Consider the following 24,967-nt stretch of genomic DNA (forward strand, 5'->3'; position numbering starts at 1 on the left):
TAAAAAAGCCAGCTGATTAGCTGGCTTTTTACTGCAAGAACTTGCTTAACCTTTTACAGCACCCGCTGTTAGGCCGTCAATCAACTTACGAGAAGTCATCACAAACAAGATCATTAGTGGTACTACAGCAATAGCTGCACCGGCACAAATTGCACCCCATGGTACCTGACCAGTACCTTGCAGAGCACGCAGTGCTAGCGGCACGGTAAACATCTTCATGTCGTTCATTACTACCAATGGGCCCATAAAGTTGTTCCACTGACCAATAAAGGTAATAAGACCTAGCGTACCAAAGGCTGGTGTAATTAGTGGCACAACTACACGCCAGTAGATAGCAAACTCATTACATCCATCCATACGAGCCGCTTCGATCAGCTCTTTTGGAATCGCACTTGAGATGAACTGGCGCATCATAAAGATACCCATAGCACCACAAGCCATTGGAATGTACAGCGCACGTGGTTGGTTCATCCATTCCAGCTTAGACATAATCAAAGCGGTTGGAATCATGCCCAAGAACGGTGGCAATAACATGGTGCCCATAATCAAAATGAACATAACATTACGGCCTTTGAACTCAAACATCGCAAATGCGTAGCCAGCCAAAGAACAGAAGAACAAGTTCAATATTGTAGTAATTAGAGCTACGTAAAAACTTAGACCAATGTTGTGCCAAAAGTACGGTAGTGCGTCTAACAAAATGCCTACGTTGTTAACGAACTCTCCACCAAACCACACTGGGGGTGGCACCGACAAAATCGACGAGTTGGTATGCGTTGCAAATACAAACATGAAGTAGAACGGGGCCAACATGATAATTGAGCCCATCCCCACGATGAAATAAGCAATGATATGGCTTTTAGTTAATTTATTCATAATTCGGTCCTACTTCTTCTCACCGAGCAATTTGTTGTTACCCCAGGTGAGGAAGGCAATCAAAGCAAACAGAATCCAAGAGACAGCTGATGCAGTACCAAAGTCACCCTCTACGAATGCGGTAATGTACATGTGCATTGCGGCAGTTTTACCTGCTTGCTCAATACCACCCGTACCACCGGTAATAATGAACGGTTCTTCAAACAACTGCAGGTTACCAATAATGGTTAAGGTTACCGCGAAGAACATCATCGGCTTAAGCATAGGCACAGTGATGTACCAGAATTGTTGCCAACGTTTAGCGCCATCCACAGTGGCCGCTTCATATAAATCTTTTGGAATGGTTTGCATTGCAGATAAGTACAATACGGTGTTCCACCCCACGTAGCGCCAGAACACTACGAAAGCAATCATGGTTTTAGTGTATTCAGGGCGGTTCCAATCAATGTTGGCGGTTGGGAATAACCAAGCCAGAGGTTGAATGTCGCCAACTGTCCAGTTACCCGCCGAGGTAAATAGCATGTTAATCATGCCGAAGTCACGCGAGAACAAGGTAGTGAATACCAATGAAATCGCCACCGACGAGGTAATGAAAGGTAAGAAGTACATACCCACTACCGTGTTACGGCTGCGTTTAAAGCTGGTATGTAAGAAATAAGCTAATGGAATAGCCACCACATGCTGGGGAATACCCGCAGCTAAGGCGATCCATATAGTGTTGTAAACAGATGTTTGGAACCAATCATCGGTTAAGGTGAAGGTAAAGTTCTCGATACCTACCCATTCCATGGCACCTAAACCAGCAGCCGGCTCCCAGTAATGAAACGATAGAAATAAAGAAAACAGTAAGGGAAATAACCCAAACACAGCAAAAATAACAAAAAATGGACTAACAAATACGTAAGGAGCCCACTTATAGCCACTAGCATTTAGTCGCTGCTTTAGGGTCCGCTTTCTATTTTTAACTACTGGTGGTCTTACGGCAGACTCGACAGAAGACATCTTTAACTCCCGACAAAAAGAAAGAGAGGGAGGCGAGCTCCCTCAGTGTTAATATTAACGTCTAGCGCGACGTTTGATTTGTTTCGCAGCATCAGCCAACACAGTGTCAATGTCAGCGTCACGCTCTAGTACAGCTTCTAAGGCATCATTTACGATTTGCTCAGCAACTGGATCATGCTTGTGTACGTCCATTGCTGGAATACGGTCAGCAGCTTCTTTCCACTCTACGCGAGCCACTTGGCCGCCTAAGTACTCAATTGGTTGATTAACAAAATCATCGTTTTGAGCTTCAATAAGAGCAGGGAAAGCGTCTAAATCACGGAATGCAGCAATTTGCATTTCTTTATTTAGCGTCATGAACTTAATGAATTCCCAAGCTGCTTCTTTGTTTTTAGCTTTCTTAGGAATACCGTAGAACGAACCACCCCAGCTTGCATATGCGCCAGCAGGTAGGTGAGATGAACGCCATAAACCTTTACTCTCTGGGGCAATCCAACCATTTAAGTGACCGCCTAACCAAGCACCCATCATTTGTGAAGCGATAGTGCCGCGACGCAGACCTTCAGTCCACTCAGAACTCCATGCGCCAACTTGAGCATCGATACCTGCTTCACGAACAGCTTTAGCTAAACGGAAAGCTTCTTTAAAGCGGTCTGACTCAACAGTGATGGTGTTGTCTGCATCAAAGTAGATACCTTGGCCATCTTTTAAGCCACTGCGGATTACAATGTCTTTGATGTCGGTAGCACTTGATACCAAGTAAGAACCTGTCGCTTCTTTAATTTTCTTACCAGCAGCAATGTAAGAATCCCAGTCTTTAGTTAGGTCTTCTTTAGTTACACCCGCTTTTTCTAAGATATCTTCACGGTAGAACAAAGCACCTGGGCCAATATCGGCTGGGATAGCTGCCAAAGTACCACTACCACCAGTAGCTAGTGGAACAGTGAACTTAGAGAATAGTTTTTCGTATTGCTCTGCGCTGTAAGGAGCGGCACGCAGATCTTCCAAGCCACCAGAAGCAGCAAAGCGGCCAATGTAGCCATATTCAATACCCATTACGTCAGGCAGATTACCGCCGGTCGCTAGAGCAGTGGTCATTGCATTGTGGTGGTCACCATATGCAAGTGAAACTAATTTAATTTCTACTTCTGGGTGAAGCTTTTTGTATAGCGGAATTGCTGAGTTTACCGCTTGGTCAAAGCTTGGGAATGAAGCAACTGTTAGGGTAGTTTTTGCCCATGCTGACGTTGCGGTTAACGCCAGCGTAGTGCCTAGGGCTAACGCTACTGTTCCAAGTTTCTTTTTATTAAACATCCTATTCTCCTAAGTACATGAACTTTATTATTATTCAATGTCGCAATTGGCTAGTGCGCCTACGCTTTTACAAGCGCTGGGAGTAACTAGTTCATTTTTGGCAAAATTGCCTTTCCGGTTTCATTGTTAAACAAGTGGATCCGCGAGATATCGAAGAACAACTCCACTTTATCTTCCATATCAGCGTTCACATCGTCAGCTATTGCTACTTCTGCAATAAAGCGTGCACCATCCAGCTCACACTGCACGTGGTAGGTAGAACCAAGAAGCTCGACGCCGATAACATCAGCTTTTACGCTACCAATGGTTTCTGATTCAATAGAACGTTGATGTAGATACAGGTCACTTGGACGAATGCCCAAGGTACATACTTGGTTGTCTTCGCTGTACATCGCAGGTAAGTCGATGTGTTGGTCGGAAAATACCAAGCTAGAAACTGTGCCAGCTTTCTTAATGGTTGCTGGGATCATATTCATTTCTGGTGCACCAATGAATGAGGCCACAAACTTGTTGGCTGGCTCTTCAAAGATTTGTTTTGGTGTGCCCACTTGCTCAATGTAACCGTCTTTAAGAATTACGATACGATCTGCCAAAGTCATGGCTTCCACTTGGTCGTGGGTTACATAGAGAGTAGTAGTGCCTAGTTTGTCGTGCAGAGTTTTAATCTCAGCGCGCATCGAGCCACGAAGCTTGGCATCTAGGTTAGATAAAGGCTCATCGAATAAGAATACTTCTGGAGTACGTACCATTGCGCGGCCCATTGCCACCCGTTGACGTTGACCACCAGATAACTCTTTAGGCTTACGTTGTAGTAAAGGTGTTAGCTCCAACATGTCTGCCGCGTATTTAACACGCTTGGCAATTTCTTCTTTGGCAACACCGGTCATTTTCAAACCAAAGGCAATGTTTTGCTCAACGCTCATGTGTGGGTATAGCGCATAGCTTTGGAACACCATGGCGATGTTACGTTCCATTGGGTGTAGGTCGTTAACGAGTTCATCGGCGATGAAGATTTCACCATCTGAAATATCTTCCAAGCCAGCCAGCATTCTTAGCGTTGTTGATTTACCACAACCAGAAGGGCCAAGCAAAACTACAAACTCGCCATCATTAATGTGCAAGTCGAAGCTTTTCACTACTTCCGTTTTACCAAAACGTTTTTTCAAATTATTAAATGTAACTGCTGCCATGATGTTTCATTTCCATAAGTTTAAATGTGGAGAGGCGTTAATATGAGCCAACAGATTCGCTCCGTTTCAAATCCCATGTAAGCGCTTTCTTGGAATCAACTTTAGCTAAGCCTGAAAAGGTCTTCAAACGAATAAAGGTTAAGATTTGAGGCCTGTCATAAAAAAAGCCAGTATCATGACAAATAGCAACAATTAAACTATAAAACATAATATTTACTGGCTAAAACCACTGAACTGGCGGGGAACATCCGCCAAAAAAAACTCAATTATCTGTCTAAAGAAAGGCTTTCATAGTGTGAAAAACTATGTCAGGGGGATTTCACGCAAACTTTTGTCTGTATTGGTTGGGTGTCATCTCCATCTCCTGCCGAAACAAATAGTATAAATAGTGCTGGTTGGAGAAGCCCGCGGCGTCGGCGATGGCATCCACTGAAGAAGTGGTTGAAGTCAGCTGCTGCTTAGCAAACTCCATACGTACTTGGTGTAATTGCTGATGTACCGTTTTACCAAGAACCTGTTTGAATCTTGTTTCAAGGGTTTTGCGAGATACCGCACAATAGTCGACAACTTGCTCTACTTTAATCCGACGGTGAAAATTACTGTTCAAAAAGAATAGCGCCTTAGTGATCAAGGGATCGGTTTGAGTAACCTTGTCAGCAGATGCGCCACTCACCAACTCGGTAGCGGGCACCAATACTTCACGCTCTGGCTTACCATCGATTTGTTCTTGCAGCACCGCCAAGGCCTGCTCACCAATTTGCCGGATAGGCAATACAGCAGAGCACAAAGAGATAGGTGATAAAGCGCTTTCAGTAGGGTCTGCATCGATACCAATTAACGAATAGTGCTCGGGTACACTAATGTTTTGATCGTTGCATAGGCTGGCAAACTGCCTGGCCTGAGTATCAGAAGCCGCTACCACACCTACAGTGCTCTCTGGCGTCACCAACTCAGGAACAGTTAACTCTACATATTCGAGGCGATATTTAAGGGCAATTTTAGCTAGAGCAAATTTCCGCTCTTTCACCCAAGGGGCGGTAAAAGCAGGCACTCCACTGAAAAAACCAACTCGGCGAATGCCTTTGGCTAAGAACGACTGCACAATGAGCTCTACAATGGCGAAACTATCGGGGCTCACTCTTGCTAAATGGGCTTGAGAAGGAAGGCTTAAGCGAGAACCAGAAATAGCCACTAAGGGCAGTGAAAGTTTTTCACAGAAAGCAGCCACGCCAGGTTTATCAAAATCGGCGATTACGCCACAGAAGCGATCAAGCTTCACCAAGTTGGCTTCTGCGATGGTCATTACTTCTGGCTGAATCCAACGAGCCATAGGACTAGGGTTATGCGTAATGCCCTGCAATATCTCTCGGTCATAGGGATGTTTAACATCCAATAATAACAATACAGCGTTATCTTTACGCATTTAAAGGCTCCTTTGCTCCACACCAGCGGCCAATTCCAGTATAGGAGTATTAGTACCTGTAACTTGGCTTAGCGGCGAGCGCTAAGCCAAGAATATTTGCAGTAGAACTAATTATTCATTCAACCATAGGATGTTGGTCACACAGCGCGGATAATACAAACTACCAATTGGCTTGCCCGAACTGAACTGATCACAACACGCATGTTTGCTTGCTCCTAGCGTTTGCCAGCGTTGGTGCGCTGCATCAGCTTCCACACTATTGGCTAGGTCTATGTTTAATACTTTACGCGCGACATATTGGTTTAAATAAATTTTACTTACCCAAGAGTTATCGGCGGTAGATGAGAGCTTCCATGCGCCATCAGGGTACAAGCAATGCTCATCGTTTAATATGTATTTTAGGTGAGTTTTGAGTACTTTAATGTATTCCCCATAAGGGCCTTGCTCTGACACCGCTTCTAGCAAGCCCATTTCATAAGGGTAAACTAGGGCTTCAATGGCCGGAATAATCGCACTGGTAGAATGACCATCAAGCACCGCCGGAATATAACCCAGTTGCCTATCAAAACTGTTGCTTAGCTTATCGGCGCAGCGCTTAGCTGCGGCTAAGGCAATCTCTGCTTGCTCGCTTTCACCAAGATCTTGCAACACTTTAGCAATGGCTAAATACGCCGCCCAGCTCTTACCTGCGAGGTAAATATTACCGCGCGCTTGGCCTAAACTGTGGTCGAGTGAATCGTAGGTGGTAATCTCGCCGCCTTGCTCGGTGCGAGCGGATTCAAAGCTCATAATCCCATCACGCTGCTCAGCATCTGGATGGTCACGGTTAAGCAAAGACTGTAAACAATCGATTAAAGTACCGCGCTGTTCAGTGGCAAAGTCTTGGTCATTGGTTTTGCTTACATAAACGCCACAACACAATACCCAGTTAGTTAGCTGCTCGTAAGTCATATGACTAAAACACAAACGATCTAAACCCGCTACTTCGTATGAGCTATGGCCTTTTGGACTCCAGTTATTCGATACACCCATGTCGTGAGTAAATGAGATACCGCCCTTATGGTTTTGCTTTGGCTTAGCCGGATCAAAGATCTCGTCATAAAAACTATATTGCTTAAGGAACTGCTCTAAGGTGTTTTTCACGGTCCACGGGTTTTGCTGCATCTCAAAAAACAGCATATCAACGGTTAGATCGAGAGTATTCATCATCAAATACTCGCCTTCATTAACCACCCAAACTGGCTCGGTGCCATCAAATAACCACTGAGTAGAGCCGTAATAACTGCGGGTAGCATGCGCTAGCAAAAACTGCTGATGGCTATTAAGTTTACTAGCAGCTAGCTGCTTGTCTGACGCTGCAGCGATAGCTGCATAGTTGTCAAAGTGCTCTAGGCCGTAAGCAAGCACATCGGTTAAGCCAGTAAAATGCTGGGTGTAGTAATATTGCATAGTGCGGTTAAAAGTAACATTTCCGCCCAAGTAAAAGCCTAGCGCTAAACGCAGCGTTATTGTTTCACCGGCTTTCACGTCAACCATTACACCGGCAGTGGGGCCTAACATAAAGCAGTCATTATTGCCGATTTTACTCAAGGCGCTTTGCACCGAGAAGTGGCTAAAAGCACGTGCGCCAGGGCTTTGTGTAGCAATACCTATGTTGTCACGGCAAGTTACCCCTACCATGCCATTGGCATCGCCATCTAATAGTTTGTTCCAACGTAGCTCGTCACCTTGCAGGGCAAAAAAGCCGGTCCAGTCTTTCTCAGAAGTATTATTAAAGCTCAGCTCAACGTATACCGCCGGACAGCTGGCTTGCTTAAGCTTTTTGTGCTCGGCCAAACTTGGGTCTGGCACTTCAAAAAACGGGCTCAGCACCTTAAAAGAAATGCCCGGCGCAGCAAAAGTATCAGTGGCCCAACGATAATCACGCTGGATATCGTCAAACAAGCGTTCCGTTAGGCTAGAGGTATCATCCTTTTGCACATATCGTTCACTTTGATCGTTTGCACCTTTATAAAATGGAAACGCGTTAACTACCCCTTCACCGTCTTGATAACCTACAAATACGTTACCAGCGAAAGGCGCACCTAACTCCAGCCCCATTCCTCCATGCTCGCCAAACTCCCCTACTGTAAAACTCGCTAACGCGCCCATAGGCGAGTGGTGCGCATGAAAAAACTGCTGATTTTGTTCCATAATAACTCCCAAGGAATTAAGGCGCTGGCAAGCTAAACCTCACCAATTACTCTACATAATTAGCGAAATCTGCGCATTCTAGCGACCAAGATGATTAAAAACTGTTAGCGTTAACAGAGCACTCAATGAGTGTAAGCGCTTTCATGGGATTTAATCTACCCAAGCTAGATAAGTGATTCAAAGAAATAAACAGCAAGATTTGAGTTCTGTCATAAAAAGCAGAGGCTTTATGATATTAGGAAATAGTAGATTGAAAAAACGTAAAGACATGTGGCAAAACAAACGCTGTAAACGGCTTTGTTTAACGAGATAAACAACCTTATTAAATAGTGGCTAGCCCCGATCGCAGCTGACAAAGCCTGACAATAAAGCCTCTGAAGCCATAATCAAATTTCTATCAGTACTGTATATTGAAGACCTCAACCTTGCTCGGACGCATCAACAGGCTAAAAAGGATTCTGCGCCAATGCCCCTATTCAACAAATACTTATCGATAAAAACTGCTGTTAGCCTGCTAAGCGCCTTAGTACTCGCTGCTTGTGGCGGTGGAGGGAGCGAAACTGCAGCCCCAGAGCCTGTGGCTCAAGTGCCACAAAACAATATTGGCAATGCCTATATCCTTGATACTCACGCGGATGCAGGTTTGTTAAGCGGTACTATAGCCATCACGTTAAACCAACAAACTGAAAACCCTAATGCAGCTGCAGATTCGGTGTGGGTATATTGGGCCGATGAAAATGGACAAGCCACTGGTGAAGCGTGGTTTAAAAGCAGCGCCAATAATCCCTATTCTATTGCACTACCACCACAAAGCAGTATTCCAGCAAATACTAGCGCGCTAGTATTGCACCCAACTAATGCTCTAGGTCTGTCTGAGCGAGGCACACTTGTTCCGTTTCATGACTTCAAAGGTAATGCACAATTATCAGGACCAGGGGGGAGCTACTTAACCCCATGGCAATATGGCGACGACCGCCCATACATTGCCGTGCAACGCATTGATCATCAAGGCGGAGTATGTATTTTTGATAATGGCTTAGTCAGTGTGATTGATATGCAAAATCAAACCGACCCTCGCGCCCACGATGGCGCGCAAGCGGCACTCACAGCCAACGAGCAAGCCTACCCGGCCTATGAGTTTTTGTGCAGCGACAACCCGGTTAATACTCACAAACCCTTAGCCGATGACCAGGGCATATGGACTTACTCGGCCATTAATGACGCCATGTTTTACGGCACAGTTGTATACAAGGTATTCTTAGAGCAACTCAAAGAACCGCCTTTGGCAGACAAATTACGCATTAGAGTGCATTACGGTAGCCAGTCCTCCCAGTATATTTTTTGGGATGGCGCTTACGCCAACTTTAGCGATGGAGTACCTCTGTTTCTAAATTTAGCCACCCTCGATCATATCGCTCATGAAGTAGCCCACGGGGTGTTAAATAGAATTAGTCCACTTGATGGATTTGAGCAGAACATTAGCGTAGACGCGCAAACAGTGCATGAAGCCTTTGCCGACATATCTGGAGTCATGGTGAAACATGCCTTTAGCGGCGGTGATGATGTATGGGTTCATGGTGAAGAATCAGCCGGTTATACCCGCCAGTTAGATCAAATCGAAACAGAAGGTGGTGCTATTGCCAGTTATCTAGATTATGAGGATGCGGGAGACAACTACTACCTGCGTATTGGCATGCTAAGTTACCCCTTCTACCTTCTGGCAAATAAGTGGGGAATTGCGCCAACTTACCAAGTTTATGTGAATGCCGCTAAACATTGCTGGCAGCCAAACTTAAGCCTTGAAAGCGCCGCCCACTGTATCAAGCAACAAGCACTAGCGGCAGGTTATGCTGCTGATGATGTGAATCAAGCCTTTAAAGCGGTGAAGATAAAACTGTTTGATGAAGGTGTATTAAGCCACTATCGCTATCAAGCAAATGAGGAAGGCATTCAGTTTAGCGACAACAGTCGCAGCACCAGTGAGGTTGTGAGTTGGCATTGGGACTTTGGCGATGACAGCAGCTCAAACCTGGCTAACCCTTCCCATAACTTTACAGAAGGCCGTTACCAAGTCACCTTAAGGGTCACCGATCAAAGCAACGACCAAGACAGCTTTACTCGCACTCTTGTGGTTAACTAAAGCACATCTGATAAAACACGGCAGCTTCCCCCCAAAAACTAGGGAAGCCGCTAGCAAAGTGACTAAATATTGGGGGGAAACCTAAGCCAATGCCCCAGTAGCTTGATTAAAGCTAAAAAAAGCGCTTAGATTTTGTTTGAATAAAAAACTCCTCGCAGGAAGGTGGCGAGGAGTAAACAAAGTTGCGAGCTAAGTAACAGCGTGTAGCTAATCGAGCTGTTACTTAAGTTGTCGGAGTTTGCTTTTGGGATTATTAGCAAGGTGCCCGCAGTTTTGTTAAAAGCTAATTCGCACTTTTTAGGCGAATATTTTTAAAGCTGTAAGTTACACCAGGTTTGCCGCCACCAACAAAAAATGCGAAGGCGGCTTTGGAGTCACTTTTCGGCGCTTTAAAAGTTAAATCAAATGTTTGGGAATTTGGGCTTACCGATAACTCTTCAGCGTAGTAAGTTGCATAATCGCCGGAGTCTTTTTGCACAATAATGGTTAATGGGCTTTTCTCAGTAGCGGTTACTTCAGCAGTAATATTATAAGTTTGGCCTTTCTCTAATTTCACTCGTGGGCGCTTAAGTTGAATATGCCAAGGGTTACTGGCTTTATCATTAACGGTTACCGTAGCGGTTTCACCATTAAAACTAAAAGCACCAGCGCCATCACCCCATCCGTCGTCACCAGCATTAACCTGGTCCCATCGATTTCCACTATCCAAACTAATATCTAAGTTTGCTGCTGTTACACCTGTTGCAACGGTAAACAAACCGGCTGCTAATGCTAAGGATTTAAGTAATGTCATGATTTATTCCTGTACTGTAAAAAGCTGTCTAATAAAAATGACTAGTAGGTGGAATTCAGTTTGATATTACTTAGGCTGTAGCTCACCCCTCGGTCAGCCTCGCCAAACATAATAGAAAAAGTTCCCTTCCTCTCGTCACTGGGCATGGTGAATTCGTAGGTATACAGTTTGCTATCGGTGCCAACTAATTCCGTACGATAAAAATAAGTAATGTACTCACCGTAATTTTGTTGAACAGCAATCACCATATTGCTTGGCTCACTAGCTGAAGCCTCAACACTTAGCTCGTAATTCATATCTTCCAATAAAGCTACGGGACGCTTTATTTGAATATGCCAAGGATTACTCGCTTTCTTTTTAACTTTAATATTGGCTTGTTCATTCGCTAAACTGAAATCTGCAACACCATCTCCCCAACCTTGTAAGCCTGCGCTCACTTTTTCCCAGCCTTTGCCGTTGTTAAGGGTGTAGGTGACCATCATTGGAATTGCGAATTGATCATCTTCGCTGCCGCTCCCGGAGTTTTCTGTATTGGCACACGCCACTAAAAAACAACTAGCAAGGACAGTGAAAAAAACATAAAAACCTTTCATTTTCATATTCCTTATGAGCCATATATCCATAAAACGCGCACGGTAATGCTACTGTGCGCGTTCAATCTAGCTAAGCTTACTCAGCACAGGTCCATTCAACAGCACCCTCTGGAATCATGCTTGCATCTGCATCATATTTCACAGTACCTAATTCGTAGGTTACTGCTTCATTTCGAATGTCGAAACGGAAAATGTCGTTAACTTTTGTTATGTCAAAGCTACCGGCGTCATCAGGAGAGAAACAGCTAATTTTAACGGCAAAAGTTTTCCACCCAGCAGACTCCTGTGCAGCTAATAGGTCTTGACCAAAGTAAAACACGTTGCGATCTAACCAAGGTGTGTCGCTACCAGCAGTTTCCATAGCAATTTGATGGCTAGTGCTACCCGTAGCAGTTGCATTGGTTACCGACATGTCGAACAGCAATACGCCATTCGCATAATCCGTCAAGTCCACAGCAGTTTCACTGTTAACGATAAAGTAAGACTCACCGTGAGAGCTGTTAGTAGTTACTTCCCAAACATACTCTTCGCCATTGGCAGCTGGCGCAACAGTGAAACCGTCATCAGCATATGTCTCGTCTTTAGCTAGCGCGTTTTTACTATAAACAGGAGCATGGCCAACAAGTAAACTAGCACCTGACGCGTTTACACCATCATCAATAACAACTAAGACATCGCCCACTGGTGGCTCTACTGGTGGCTCTACTGGATCTTCAATTGAATCGGTACAACCGGCTAATGCAACTGCGCCAGCTAACATCGTGATTTTAAAAATTGCGTTTTTGCTCATGCTCATCTCCCTGTGAATTTGATAAGGCAGTAGGTCCGTGTTCCTTGTGCCCATGGAAATTATCCTAGGGTTGGCCAGCAGCCAAAAAAACGATAATGATCACAATGTAAGCGCTAACACGGCATAAAATTCAATATCGATGATTACATCAACAAAAACGAGAAGTTCATGAAATATCTATCAACAAAATAGACAGAAACATAAGTGATTGTTTTTAATTAATTTTGGATGCAAAAAATATGTATAAACATAAGAAGGGTTAATATTTAATCATCAAAAACCTTGAATAAAGTAAGCATATAAATTCACAATGTATTTACTAAAAATCACAGTATTCGATGGGGTATATTTCGCAACTTTCACACTGTGAAATAATTTTCATAACAACAAAACGAAATCAATAAACAAAAAAAGCAGAACTAATAGTTCTGCTTTATCAACAACTTATACTTAGGTATTTTTTAGTCTTTGGCGTTTAATCTTTCTTCTAATTCCGCGACTTTTTGCTCTAAAGTACTTAGTTTTTCACGAGTACGTAACAATACTTGAGTTTGTACATCGAAGTCTTCGCGATTAACCACATCAAGTTGACTCAATTTAGCTTGAATCACTTGTTTTACTTTACGTTCAAACTCATCGCCGGCATTTTTCAATCCAGGCGGCACCATGTCGCTAACTTGTTTAGCAATCTCTTCTATCTTGGCCGGGTTAATCATGCTTATCTCCTTTATTTGGCCTCATTGTATAGAAGCTATTTTATTGGCTCAAGCTAAGCTAAACGGTATTTAGTAATGATTAGCTAAAGTGCCATCCAAGGCAAAGATCTTATCTAATACTCCATCTTCACGTAAACGAGCCAATGCCAACTGTAAGCGGTTTGCTTGCTCTATTTGACTAGAAGAACGAGACCAGTAAAGGTGAATATTTCGAGTTGCTAAATGATAAATTGAAGTGATCTGAGTAGGTGCTATATCTAACTCTTGCAATGCGTAGTTTATAGAGTAGTTAACTGCGATCATCGCATCTATGCGGCCTAACAATAACATTTGAATACCTTGTTCGGTATTAATGAAGCTAATACGCTCGAGCAAAGGGTTGTCGTCTATATCAGGCCCATAAGCAGAACCACGAATAACCCCTACTCGTTTACCGGCTAACTGTGAAACATGCTGAATAGGAGCCTCTCCTGCCTTAGCCACAGCCACTATTTTCACCGTAACCACCAAACCTAAATCAACTGCAATCTTCTCAGAGTGAGGGCTAGCAAACATTACGGCAAAATCTGCACTTCCCGCCTCTATTTCTTTAATCACCCGTGGGTAAGGACGCATAGTATTGCGATACTCAACACCCGCCTCATTTGCCAGAGCTCGGGTAAAACTTGGCAATAGGCCTTGTCCGGCCAGCTCCGCGTCTTGATAGCCCCAAGGTTTTACTATGCTGGTAGAAAATTTTGCAGGTTCTAACTCACTGGCTAAGGAGCCCCAGAGAAACGCTACCATTAGCAATAACAAATAACGCATGACCAACCTTAGTTAATCTTATAAAAACTAATGGCTAAGTATAGCAAACTGCGCGCCTAGTACGCTTTGCATTACACTTGCCGCCAATTGTAGCGAGAGACCACGTTTGCCGGCGCTAACTACAATTTCTCTATGCAGCTCAGCGCTGCTATCAATAAAAGTAGGTAGACGCTTCTTCTGACCAAAGGGGCTAATGCCACCTTTAACGTAACCCGTGGTTCGCTCGGCAATTGGCACTTCTGCCATACGCATCTTCTTAATGTTAGCTGCTTTCGCCAGCGCCTTTAGATCAAGTTGGCCACTTACCGGAACTATCGCCACCACCATGTTTTTGGGGTTACTGTCATCACAGGCCACTAAGGTTTTAAATACCAGCTCTTCGGCTAAACCCAACTTTTCGGCGCTGGCTTGGCCAAAATTGGCTTGCTGCGGGTCACTCTTGTATTCCAGCAACTGAAAATCTTGTTTAGCTTTTTTAAGTTGTTGTACTGCGGGAGTCATCGCTACTGCCTCAATTTCGTGCGGCTATTTGCCAAAATCGCTGCATCAGTGGTTCGTGCAACCTTCTTGATAACATACAGATCCCCAAATCAAAAGGTTCAAGCTCCACCCCTACAGCAATACTTTGAATACGCTCGCGAACTGGGCTGTTATCTACCACTACCTCTGGCGCAATACCCACTCCACTGCCCAAGGCCACCATGCTCACAATCGCTTCATGACCAGCAACCTTGGCATACACATTAGGCGTAATACGCATCGCTTTAAACCAATGATCAATACGCGCTCGCGCTGGGCCATGCTCCGGCAAAATAAAGGGGACTTGATCCCAAGGAATAGGGTTACGCTCTAACAACTTACGCACATTGCACGACACGGTAGGGCCAATAATAGATAGCGGAATTTTACTAATACTGGCAAAGGCCATGTTTAGAGGTAACTGCTCGGGACGCGCCGCAATGGCAATATCGACCTCACCATTGGCTACCTTATCTACCGCCATAGCTACATCACCCGTGGCCAACTTAATGTCGGCATTCGGGCAAGATAAACGGTACTTATCTAAAATGTCTGGCAAGTGGCTATAACTGGCAGTAACCGAGCAATATAAGGTGAGTTCACCAGCCAGTTCGCTAGATTGCAAAGACAAATCCATTTGCAACATACGCCATTGCTCTAACCAATTTTCGGCAAAGCTACGAAAACGCTGCCCCGCTTGCGTGAGGTGCACACTACGTTTATCACGAGTAAACAAGGCACTGCCTAGTTCATCCTCAAGCCGCTGAATCACTCGGCTTAAGGTAGACGCGCTCACATGCATAGACTGGCTAGTTTTAGCAAAGTGCAAGCTGTGGCTTAAATGCAAAAACAGCTCTACGCTTCGAACATCCACGACACACTCCTTAAACTAATGCAGCAAATCACTATTTCATTTTCTGCAATACAATATCCCAAAAACATCATTTTACGCAATGCACCTTTCGGTTTATATTGAGCCCATCACGAGACAGGTATAAAGAAACGCACTCAGAAAAGAAGTGCATCGGGATCTCGTAAACACAACAACACCATCATCATTTGATTAACGCTATTTTTATGGAGTCGAACATGGCTAATTATTTCAACACCCTAAGCCTACGCCAAAAGCTAGAGCAATTAGGTAAATGTCGTTTTATGGATCGCAGCGAATTTGCTGATGGTTGTAACTTTATTAAAGACTGGAACATCGTAGTTGTTGGTTGTGGCGCTCAAGGCCTAAACCAAGGTCTAAACATGCGTGATTCTGGCCTAAACATTTCTTACGCTTTACGCGATGCTGCAATTAAAGAGAAGCGTGCTTCTTTTGTTCAAGCTACCGACAACGGTTTTACAGTAGGTACTTACGAAGAACTTATCCCACAAGCGGATATGGTTCTTAACCTTACTCCAGACAAGCAGCACAGCAACGTTGTTGAAACTGTAATGCCGTTAATGAAGAAAGGTTCTACCCTAGCTTACTCACACGGCTTCAACATTGTTGAAGAAGGCATGCAAGTACGTGAAGACATTACCGTAGTAATGGTTGCACCTAAGTGTCCAGGTACTGAAGTACGTGAAGAATACAAACGTGGTTTTGGTGTTCCAACCCTAATCGCTGTTCACCCAGAAAACGACCCACAAGGTAACGGCCTTGCGATTGCTAAAGCTTACGCTTCTGCAACCGGTGGCGACCGCGCTGGTGTACTAGAGTCTTCTTTCGTAGCTGAAGTTAAATCTGACCTTATGGGTGAGCAAACCATCCTTTGTGGTGTGCTACAAACTGGCGCTATCTTAGGCTACGACAAAATGGTAGCCGAAGGCATTGAACCAGGTTACGCGGCTAAACTAATCCAGTTTGGTTGGGAAACAGTAACCGAAGCACTTAAGCACGGTGGCATTACCAACATGGTAGATCGCCTATCTAACCCAGCTAAAATTAAGTGTTTTGACCTAGCCGACGAGCTTAAAGACCTAATGCGCCCATTGTTTGAAAAACACATGGACGACATCATTGAAGGTGAGTTCTCTCGCACTATGATGACAGACTGGTCAAACAACGACGTTAACTTGCTTAAATGGCGCGAAGAAACTGGCGAAAGCGGTTTTGAAAACGCACCAGTATCAGACGTAGAAATCACTGAACAAGAATTCTTCGACAAAGGCATCATCTTAGTTGCTCTAGTTAAAGCCGGTGTTGAACTAGCATTCGAAACGATGGTTGCTGCAGGCATCATCGAAGAAAGTGCTTACTACGAGTCACTACACGAGACTCCGCTAATTGCGAACACCATTGCACGTAAGCGTTTATACGAAATGAACGTAGTAATCTCTGATACTGCAGAATACGGTTGTTACCTATTCTCTCACGCTGCTGTGCCACTATTGCGCGACACCGTGAACAACATCAGCCTAGAGTACATCGGTAAAGGTTTTGAAGAGCAAAGCAACGGCGTTGATAACGCTCGCCTAATCGAAGTAAACGAAGCACTACGTAATCACCCTGTAGAAGTTGTAGGTAAGAAACTACGCGGCTACATGACTGACATGAAGAAAATCGCCGTAGGTGGTTAATCTTCTGATGTTTGGCCAGTGACGACTGGCTAAGCGTTGAAATTAAAAAGCCCTGAACAATGCTCAGGGCTTTTTTGTTTTGTATTATTTGGCATTGGGGAAAGCTTTCGCCTACCCGCATTTGTAATAAATCGAAATCACTTTTAAAAAGCAGAGCTTTCGCCTGCGGCGACGTCATTTTCTTTGAACAGCCAAAGAAAACGAAGCAAAAGAAAGGCTGCCCCGCATCTTCTAGAAACCTGCGTTGCTCACTCACTAGGGCGTTGAAGCAACTCGCTACGCTCACACAGGCTTCAACTTATTTCCCTAGCTCATTTCCGCTACTCGGCGAAGATGATGGGGAAGCCCCCACTTGAATAGTTATTGAGGTTCCTTTTATTGATTGGATTTGTGATTAATAATTCTTAACTTCAAATGCGTGCATTTAGAGCTCTTGATTTCGCTAAGCTAAATATATTTTAAGCATCTGTTATAAATGCGCCGCAACACAAAGCGTCATCTCTTTTCATACCTTCATTATCGCTGAGTAGCGCAAGTGTCTAAGTGATAAAGTCGAAACCTGTTTAAGCGTAGCGAGTTTTTCGACGCACTTAGATACGAGCAACGCAGGAAGAAGATAATTCAGGGCGAGTTTTCTTTTTGCTTCGTTTTTCTTTGCTCGTCAAAGAAAAATGACGTCGCCGTCAAGGCGAAATCTACACAACCAGCTAACCCAAAAATCAATTATTACTCAGAAGAAAAAATTTGTGGAACCACCATTAACTAGAAAGTAAGCCACAAATATGCAGGCTTATGATAACTTTACTCAATAAGAGTTTACGGAGTGAGTTAAGTGGCAGATAAAAAATATAACTTTGATTGGAGTACTCCTTTAATAAAGAAAAATGATGAAGAGTTTTCTGCCGACAAACTTAATCGTGCAACTTATGCAAATTTCCTCACAAACTTCTTAATTTCCCAAGCTAAAAGTGGCTATGTACTTAACCTCAACTCTAGCTGGGGAACAGGTAAAACCTACTTCCTAAAACGTTGGCAAGCTTCTATAGAAGAACACCACCCAACGGTCTACATAGACGCCTGGAAGCAAGACTTTTCTGATGACCCAATGATGACAGTTGTGTCGTCAATTACCGCTCAACTTCGCGACCAATCACAAGATAAAGACGAGCAAGCGATTAGAAACATAGGGAGTAAAGCGTGGGGCTTCTGCAAACATGCCGCGCCAGAGATAACCAAAGCATTAATAAAAAAAGCAAGTGGCGTAAACATAGAAGAAGTAATAGAAAATGGTTCGGGAGACAACTTTACCAATAGCCCTGAATTTGCAAGCGCCGCAGGGAAAGTTGTTTCTGCAATGTTCAAGGATCACGAACAAAAGCTTAAAAGCATTGAAGAGTTCAAAACAACCATCATTGCATTTATTGATGCAGTCAAAAGCTGCTCAGGTAAACAAAACCCTACTTTTATTTTTGTAGATGAGTTAGACCGTTGCCGCCCTTCCTACGCAGTAGAAATGTTAGAGGTGATCAAACACTTCTTCGATATGCCAAACGTAATCTTTGTAGTAGCAACCGACACCGAGCAACTACAGCATGCTGTAAAAGCGGTTTATGGGAATGACTTTGACGCCAATGTTTACCTGGGGCGCTTTTTCAAACGCCGCTGCACGCTAAAAGAACAACCTCGCCTAGCGTTTATAGCAAATCACCTTTCATATTTAAGCGAAGAACAAACAGATGAGTTCTTTCCAAAAATTTGGCCTCAACTAGATAACGATAAAGGGTATTTTTTCGAGCTATTAGCATCGGTATCAGATATCTATATTTTGTCGCTACGAGAAACTGAACAATTAGTAGATAAAATTCTCGCGATCCTAGTGAACCTTGGCAGTGAGAAAATTGACTTACTGCTGCTAAGCTCCTTGATAATTATTCATGATAAGTACAAAAACTATTATCAAACTTTAATGGAAGGCCGAAACGCATCTAACTTGATTAAAGCTGATTCGATTCAGGCCATGCTACCGAATGTAAGAGTAGCAAATAAAGTTAATATCAAAATCACGCCCTCCATTAACTTTCCAACTATGCAAATAGTAGTAGACCGTTTTTCAAGAAATTTAGATTTTGAAGAGAATAGATACGAAGTTAACTATCGAGGGTTATGGGCAACTCAGCTAAATTTGTTAATAGAAGCAGAGCCACCAGTATTTATAGATAACATTTCGAACTCACATAGGCGAGGGCAGGCTACTCAAACAAATGATATGATCGGCATTGAGTTGTTGAAAATGAATGTACCAAAAACTAAATTTCAAGATTGGGTAGAATTAGCTACCAGTTTTGAGTAGCGCAATAACTAAACTCTTCCCCCATCATCTTCGCCGAGTTGCGCAGGCGCGCTGATTGATGAGCAACGCAGGATACAAGAAGATGCGGGGGGCTTGGTTATTTGCCGCCAACGTTCACTAATAGCCCAATTAGCCTGTAGTATTTAGTCAGTTGCTATCACTATAATCTTCATCCATTAATGTTTTTTCCTCATCAACACAATTGAAATCACTAGGGTGAACCGAATCATAAAATTTGTGCCACAATTTAGATGTCAGTTCAGCAAACCTATTTTCATATAAATCAAGAATTCAAGGTATTGCCAGCTTTACTATAAGGGATACAACGTTTGAGGATTGCCGCTTATTGCTACTTGGCATTGCTTTGGTTTTGCGCTGAGGTCTCAGCGCAAGAGCTAACGATTGCCACCGGAGAACATCCACCTTTTACCTCTCATTACCTAAACGACCATGGCTTCATTAACGCTGTCATTAAAGCTGCGTTTAAAACCAGCAATATACATGTTAAGTACCGTTATTTACCTTGGCAACGCGCTTTAAGCGCTAGCCAAGCTGGAACCTACTCTGCTACGTCTTACTGGGCAAAAAAACAACAAAGAAACAGCCATTTTTTGCATTCTGATCCATTGTGGTACGGAGGAAGTGTCTTAGTAAGTTTGTCCAAAAATGGCGAATATAACAGCTTATCCTCACTGCAAGGGAAAGTGATAGGGGCTGTAAGAGGCTATACCTACTCTGAGGAATTTTGGCAATTGGGCAAAGAGGAAAAATATGAAATACAAGAAGTAAATTCTGACTTACAAAACCTTAAAAAGCTCCTCGCAGGCAGAATCGATGCCTTCATCATTGATAATGTAGCCGCCTCTGTGCTAATAAAAAACCAGCTAACTCCCTACCAACAAGCCGCAATATCAGTGTCCAAGAACTACATTATTACCGCCAGTGTGCACTTGCTGATTTCCCGCAAAACTCATCGCGCAGATCTACTATTGAAGAGTTTTAATAAAGGGCTGCAACAAATTGTCAGCAACGGCACCTACCATAAAATTAGCTTACGTTATCCGATGATAGAACACGGCTTACTGAAGCCAGTTACTGGCTTAAAATAAAATTAATAATTAGGGTAATACATTAATCCGCTCACGCCCATTAGACAGGTTCTCCACCACTACTTTGGCGCCAATTGGCTGGCGTTTAGTTTTGGTTTCCAAAATGAATTTTTCACCGTCGTCCATTTGAACAACATATTGATAATGCAACTCTTCGGTTTTTGATACTTGGTGCCCGGCAGCACCACCAGCTACCGCGCCAGCAACAGTGGCCACAGTTTTTCCGCGCCCGCCGCCAACTTGGTTGCCTAACAAACCACCAATGGCTGCACCACCAACTGTCGCTAAACCGCTAGATTTGGTTTTAGAAACCGTTTGTTCGCGAATCACTTCCCCGTAAGAGGTGCGCAATACGGTAATCGGCTCAGAGGCACAACCTGCAAGAACAAAGCAGCAAAGAAGCGATAAGATTAAGTTTTTCATGGTGTTAGGTATCTTGTTTTTTTGTTGATTATACCCAAACCAATAACCAAGAAAGGCAAACAATAGTCATATTTAGCTCACCTAAGCTCAAAGCAACCGCAAGCTATTACAACAGCTAAAACAAAAAAGCCCAGCAACTTAGCTGAGCCTTATTTCCTTTCTATCAAAGGCAATAACAGCAGCGATTACGCTAGCTACTCATAGCCTGCTATTACTGAACTTTAAAGGCGCTAGTCACTTGATGTAGGTGCACTGCCAAGCTTGATAGCTCTTTACTCGCAGCCGAAATCTGCTCGGCACTCACTGCGGTATGTTCGGCAACTGAGCTAATCGCCACTACATTTTCTTTAATATCATTGGCTACTTGGGTTTGTTCGTATAAGGAACTAGACACTCGCTCGCTCATATCGCTAATTACATTAACCCCTTGGTTCATTCCATCAAGTGCAGTGTTTACTTGCTCCATTTGAGCCACACTTTGATCAACATTGGTTTTGCTTTGCATCATCACCTTAACCGCATTTTGCGAGCCATTTTGTAAACGCTTGATCATTGATTCAATTTCGCCAATTGAGTCTTGAGTTCTCTTAGCTAGGGTTCTTACTTCATCGGCTACCACCGCAAAGCCGCGGCCTTGATCGCCAGCTCGCGCAGCTTCAATGGCGGCGTTTAACGCCAGCAAGTTTGTTTGTTCGGCAATGCTGCTTATCACAGTAAGAATTGAGCCAATGTTATCGCTTTCTTCCTCTAAACCTTGAATAACTTGTGCGGCGTGCTCTACGTCATCAGCTAACTGGCTCACCGAAGAACGTGCAGCTACTACGGTATCAAAACCTTGATTTGCTTGCTCCATGGTCTGTTTAGTTTGATCGGAAGTATTGTTGGTATGCTCGGCAACATCGTCTACCGATACACTTAACTGCGATACTGCTGTAGCGACTTGGTCTATTTCAGCCGCTTGTTGCTTTAAGCCTTTGCGGGAACTGTCGGTAATCACTGAGAGCTCTTCCGACGAACTTGAAACTTGGCTTACTGCTGAAGACACCTCTTGAAGGCTAAGATTAAAGCTGTCGAGCATATTGTTGAAGGCCTTGCCCATGGCGCTCACTTCTTGCCCGCCAGATATCGCCGCTCGAACGGTAAGATCTTTGTTTTGTGCCACTTGCTGCATTATTGCTAATAAACCTTGCACAGGCTGGTAAATGCCTTTACCAATCACCCAGGCTCCACCGCCCAGAACCACCAAAGTGAATAGCCAATACACCAGCGAAGAGAGTAACTTTTGTTGAAAAATAGCTTCTACATCATCAACATATATACCAGTGGCGACTAACCAACCCCAGCCGTCAATGCTTTTGGCATAGGTAACCTTATCACTTAGTTCCGTCTGATTAGGCTTGTTCCATTGATAGTTAACTTGAGCAACACCAGTGGCGTTAACTTGTTTCCACATCTCTTGGATGAGAAACACGCCGTTAGGATCTTTAACTTGAGACCAATCTGTATTTTCTTTTTTTAAGTTAACCCCGTATGCCAGCATTTTCATGTTTTTATCTACAATGAATAAGTACTGGTCCCCCTCATAGCGTAAGCCTCTGACTAAAGCTAAAGCTTGGCTTTTTGCCTCTTGCTCGCTTAATTGGCCGTTTAAGGAAAGCTGACGATAGTGCTCAACACTGTCGGAAGTTATATCAACCAGCGCTTTTAGCTTGTCGATACGATCAACTAACAGACTGCGTTTAAGCTCTTGCATGGAAAGGAGCTGCAAAAACACTAATACCGATATGGCTAAACCCACCAGCACAAAAAGTTTTTGGCGTATAGAAAAAGATTTAAAGTATTCCATTACTTACCTTGTTTAAGTTGTCATTTTACCGAAAATCGAAGCAGATAAGCTTCAAATCACATCTTTTAGATGATGCTTTTAATAGGTTGACGGCATTTTAATAGCATAACTAAGGCCTGAAAACTAAATAGTAATATAAATCATTTACATGATTACTTATCGAACGAAAGCGGTTTATAAAACCGACAAATACTATCTGTCGCTATTTTATGTTGGCAGGTCGCAGAAAACTCTAGGTCGCTAATCTCCCCAAATTTAGTAAGGTTAGTAGGCATTTTGTCACTAAAAACCAGTTGACCCTAACTCAGTAATCACTGTCACAAATTCTGTATGACACATAGAAATTATGGGTTTATTGGTTATACCTAAAGTAAGGCTATTTAATAGCGAGACACCATTAGTGCGACTATTGTCCAAACGGAAAACAATTCATCTACGCATTGCTTTGGTGTTTGTTCTCTTTAGTTTGTTAATAACATTTTTCTCATCGTTGGTTGGCTGGCATTACCAAAAACTAGCCATCTCCTCATTGCTGGACGAGCGCGAGCAACTGGAAGATTTGCACACCAGAGAAGCCATCGAAGACATTATCTCTAGCTTTGAAAATACCCTATTCGCTATTAGCTCAAGTGATGCCTTGGACGCGGTATTAACGGCTAACCAAGCAAGCACGCTTCCCCGCCTTAAACTGCGCCAGCTATTCATAGCCTTAGCCAAGGCGCGACCAGAGCTATTGCAACTGCGTTATATCGACCAGCTTGGTCATGAGCAAGTAAGGGTTAACCATTCCCCGCAAAGTCGTGACTTTCAACTGGTGCTAGATGATCAATTACAAGACAAATCTCAGCGCTATTACTTTCAAGAAACCAAGGCGCTGCAGCAAGGCGAGATTTGGCACTCTCATGTAGACCTAAATTTCGAAAACGGTGAACTACAGCGCCCTCTTCAACCAACTATGCGTGTAGCCACGCCGGTTTACGTAAACCAGATGTTTCGTGGCATCATCATCTTGAATATTGACGCCAGCCCACTTATTGAAGCCTTAAAATATTCATCGGTTTTTTTGGTTAGCCTAATCGACGCTCAAGGTGAGCTTTTAAGTCATCCCGACCCTAGCAAATCTTGGAGCGCTTATTTTCCCGAGCGTGGAGCATTAAACGAAGTATATCCAAAGCTGATTGGCGAACTAGGCCCAGCCTTAATGGCAGCCAAACACAACTATCGTATGGACTTAGAAGACAGCTTTAACAACCAACAAGGTTTGTGGGTGCTTAAACAACCTAAACAACATGCGCTTAAAGAACTCTATAAAAACAGCCGTTATGCGGTGTTAACCAGTACTTTGATTATATTGGTGATAGCTTTACCTTTAGCTTGGCTGGTCTCCATCTACCCAACTAATTTGCAAACCAAGCTGGTTGACACTCTGCATGCGCTGCGTACTAGCCGCAAACTGTTAGACCAACACATTATGTCTAGTACCACAAACTCTAAAGGAGTTATCACCGAGTTTAGTAGCGCCGCAGCCAAAGCCTTTGAAGTAGATAGAAAATCGATGATTGGCAAAACTCACGCGGCAATTCGCCACCCTAGTACTTCAACCAAAGTACATCGAGATCTTTGGGACACTATATTAGCTGGCAAACCTTGGCAGGGAGAGCTAAAAAACCAAACCAGTTCAGGAAAAACCCTTTGGATAGATACCGTGATAACACCTAGAAAAGATAGCAACGGTGATATTTACGCTTTCACTCAAATCTCTCACGACATTACTTTGCACAAAGCCATGGAAGCCCAAAGCAGCACCGATAGCCTTACCGAGACCCACAACAGAAGAAAACTCGACCAACTGTTAGAGCAACAAGCTCAACGCTATAAGCGAGCAGATGAAGAATTTGCCATAATCATCATCGATATAGACCACTTCAAACAAATCAATGATATTTATGGACACCAAGCTGGCGACAAGGTGTTGATAGATGTTGCAGCGAACCTAAAAGAAACGGTTCGGCAAATAGATGAAGTTGGCCGCTGGGGAGGCGAGGAGTTTTTGGTCATCTGCCCACTTACCGATCTTCAAGGCGCATACAAATTGGCAGAAAAACTACGTGCCGCTATCGCAACCAAATTGTTTTTACCTGATAAGCAAATCACTGCCAGTTTTGGCGTAGCTCAATACCTCTGTGACGAAGCCACCAACCACTTTGTGCATCGAGCAGATTTAGCCTTATATGAAGCTAAAAGCCAAGGACGAAATAGAGTAATTATCGCTCCACAAGAGCTTGCTGAACAAGCCCAAAACAACCGATAAA

20 protein-coding genes are annotated in these 24,967 nt (G+C 43.6%); 5 read left to right on the top strand and 15 right to left on the bottom strand.

Translation table 11 applies throughout. The features are described 5' to 3' along the window. Positions 1–45: 45 nt before the first annotated feature. The 6 genes from K5609_RS19535 to K5609_RS19560 form a co-directional block, all read right to left on the bottom strand. Positions 46–876, bottom strand: coding sequence for a carbohydrate ABC transporter permease (locus K5609_RS19535; protein ID WP_221075079.1), 831 nt, complete (start codon positions 874–876; stop codon positions 46–48). A 9-nt stretch (positions 877–885) separates the two neighbouring features. Next, a complete protein-coding gene (locus K5609_RS19540; RefSeq protein WP_221075080.1) occupies positions 886–1,878 on the bottom strand; it encodes a carbohydrate ABC transporter permease in 993 nt (330 codons plus the stop codon). Positions 1,879–1,932: 54 nt separating this feature from the next. After that, the gene (locus K5609_RS19545; RefSeq protein WP_221075081.1) at positions 1,933–3,192 is read right to left on the bottom strand and encodes an ABC transporter substrate-binding protein; all 1,260 of its coding nucleotides are present in this window, start codon (positions 3,190–3,192) and stop codon (positions 1,933–1,935) included. An 86-nt stretch (positions 3,193–3,278) separates the two neighbouring features. Next, positions 3,279–4,382 (bottom strand): ABC transporter ATP-binding protein, encoded by a 1,104-nt coding sequence (locus K5609_RS19550; protein WP_221075082.1) that lies wholly within the window; start codon positions 4,380–4,382, stop codon positions 3,279–3,281. A gap of 319 nt (positions 4,383–4,701) precedes the next feature. Next, positions 4,702–5,805, bottom strand: a complete 1,104-nt coding sequence (locus tag K5609_RS19555) for a helix-turn-helix domain-containing protein (RefSeq protein ID WP_221075083.1) — start codon at positions 5,803–5,805, stop codon at positions 4,702–4,704. A gap of 111 nt (positions 5,806–5,916) precedes the next feature. Beyond that, positions 5,917–7,998, bottom strand: coding sequence for a glycoside hydrolase family 52 protein (locus K5609_RS19560; protein ID WP_221075084.1), 2,082 nt, complete (start codon positions 7,996–7,998; stop codon positions 5,917–5,919). A 466-nt stretch (positions 7,999–8,464) separates the two neighbouring features. Between K5609_RS19560 and K5609_RS19565 the strand changes: the two genes are divergently transcribed. Next, entirely contained in the window at positions 8,465–10,138 is a 1,674-nt protein-coding gene (locus K5609_RS19565) for a PKD domain-containing protein (protein ID WP_221075085.1), read from the top strand. Between the two features lie 283 nt (positions 10,139–10,421). Here K5609_RS19565 and K5609_RS19570 read toward each other — a convergent pair whose 3' ends face one another. The 7 genes from K5609_RS19570 to ilvY form a co-directional block, all read right to left on the bottom strand. Next, on the bottom strand, positions 10,422–10,931 hold the full coding sequence (locus K5609_RS19570; protein WP_221075086.1) for a carbohydrate binding domain-containing protein: 510 nt from the start codon (positions 10,929–10,931) through the stop codon (positions 10,422–10,424). 41 nt (positions 10,932–10,972) lie between these two features. After that, positions 10,973–11,524, bottom strand: a complete 552-nt coding sequence (locus K5609_RS19575; protein WP_221075087.1) for a carbohydrate binding domain-containing protein — start codon at positions 11,522–11,524, stop codon at positions 10,973–10,975. Positions 11,525–11,600: 76 nt separating this feature from the next. Then, the gene (locus K5609_RS19580; protein ID WP_221075088.1) at positions 11,601–12,314 is read right to left on the bottom strand and encodes a hypothetical protein; all 714 of its coding nucleotides are present in this window, start codon (positions 12,312–12,314) and stop codon (positions 11,601–11,603) included. Positions 12,315–12,775: 461 nt separating this feature from the next. Then, positions 12,776–13,030, bottom strand: coding sequence for a ubiquinone biosynthesis accessory factor UbiK (gene ubiK, locus K5609_RS19585; protein WP_221075089.1), 255 nt, complete (start codon positions 13,028–13,030; stop codon positions 12,776–12,778). Positions 13,031–13,099: 69 nt separating this feature from the next. Further along, positions 13,100–13,837: a substrate-binding periplasmic protein gene (locus tag K5609_RS19590; RefSeq protein ID WP_221075090.1), complete on the bottom strand. Its 738-nt coding sequence runs from the start codon at positions 13,835–13,837 to the stop codon at positions 13,100–13,102. 27 nt (positions 13,838–13,864) lie between these two features. Further along, the gene (gene ybaK, locus K5609_RS19595) at positions 13,865–14,338 is read right to left on the bottom strand and encodes a Cys-tRNA(Pro) deacylase (protein ID WP_221075091.1); all 474 of its coding nucleotides are present in this window, start codon (positions 14,336–14,338) and stop codon (positions 13,865–13,867) included. A 10-nt stretch (positions 14,339–14,348) separates the two neighbouring features. Further along, the gene (ilvY, locus tag K5609_RS19600; RefSeq protein ID WP_220720040.1) at positions 14,349–15,230 is read right to left on the bottom strand and encodes an HTH-type transcriptional activator IlvY; all 882 of its coding nucleotides are present in this window, start codon (positions 15,228–15,230) and stop codon (positions 14,349–14,351) included. 215 nt (positions 15,231–15,445) lie between these two features. On the opposite strand from ilvY, the gene ilvC reads away from it, so the two are divergent. The 3 genes from ilvC to K5609_RS19615 all read left to right on the top strand — a co-directional run bounded on the left by ilvC (position 15,446) and on the right by K5609_RS19615 (position 20,386). Further along, positions 15,446–16,927: a ketol-acid reductoisomerase gene (ilvC, locus tag K5609_RS19605; RefSeq protein ID WP_221075092.1), complete on the top strand. Its 1,482-nt coding sequence runs from the start codon at positions 15,446–15,448 to the stop codon at positions 16,925–16,927. Positions 16,928–17,759: 832 nt separating this feature from the next. Beyond that, positions 17,760–19,277 (top strand): KAP family P-loop NTPase fold protein, encoded by a 1,518-nt coding sequence (locus K5609_RS19610; protein WP_221075093.1) that lies wholly within the window; start codon positions 17,760–17,762, stop codon positions 19,275–19,277. A 329-nt stretch (positions 19,278–19,606) separates the two neighbouring features. Continuing rightward, entirely contained in the window at positions 19,607–20,386 is a 780-nt protein-coding gene (locus K5609_RS19615; RefSeq protein ID WP_221075094.1) for a substrate-binding periplasmic protein, read from the top strand. Positions 20,387–20,395: 9 nt separating this feature from the next. On the opposite strand, the gene K5609_RS19620 is transcribed toward K5609_RS19615, so the two are convergent. Together K5609_RS19620 and K5609_RS19625 are read right to left on the bottom strand one after the other, a co-directional pair. Beyond that, positions 20,396–20,809 carry a glycine zipper 2TM domain-containing protein gene (locus tag K5609_RS19620; RefSeq protein ID WP_221075095.1) on the bottom strand — a complete coding sequence of 138 codons (414 nt, stop codon included), beginning with the start codon at positions 20,807–20,809 and terminating at the stop codon, positions 20,396–20,398. 211 nt (positions 20,810–21,020) lie between these two features. Then, positions 21,021–22,655 (bottom strand): methyl-accepting chemotaxis protein, encoded by a 1,635-nt coding sequence (locus tag K5609_RS19625; RefSeq protein ID WP_221075096.1) that lies wholly within the window; start codon positions 22,653–22,655, stop codon positions 21,021–21,023. Positions 22,656–23,064: 409 nt separating this feature from the next. Here K5609_RS19625 and K5609_RS19630 point away from each other — a divergent pair, with 409 nt between their 5' ends. Next, the gene (locus K5609_RS19630; RefSeq protein WP_221075097.1) at positions 23,065–24,966 is read left to right on the top strand and encodes a sensor domain-containing diguanylate cyclase; all 1,902 of its coding nucleotides are present in this window, start codon (positions 23,065–23,067) and stop codon (positions 24,964–24,966) included. Position 24,967: the final 1 nt, after the last annotated feature.

Origin of the sequence: Agarivorans aestuarii (genome assembly GCF_019670125.1) — a bacterium.
Classification (GTDB): domain Bacteria; phylum Pseudomonadota; class Gammaproteobacteria; order Enterobacterales; family Celerinatantimonadaceae; genus Agarivorans; species Agarivorans aestuarii.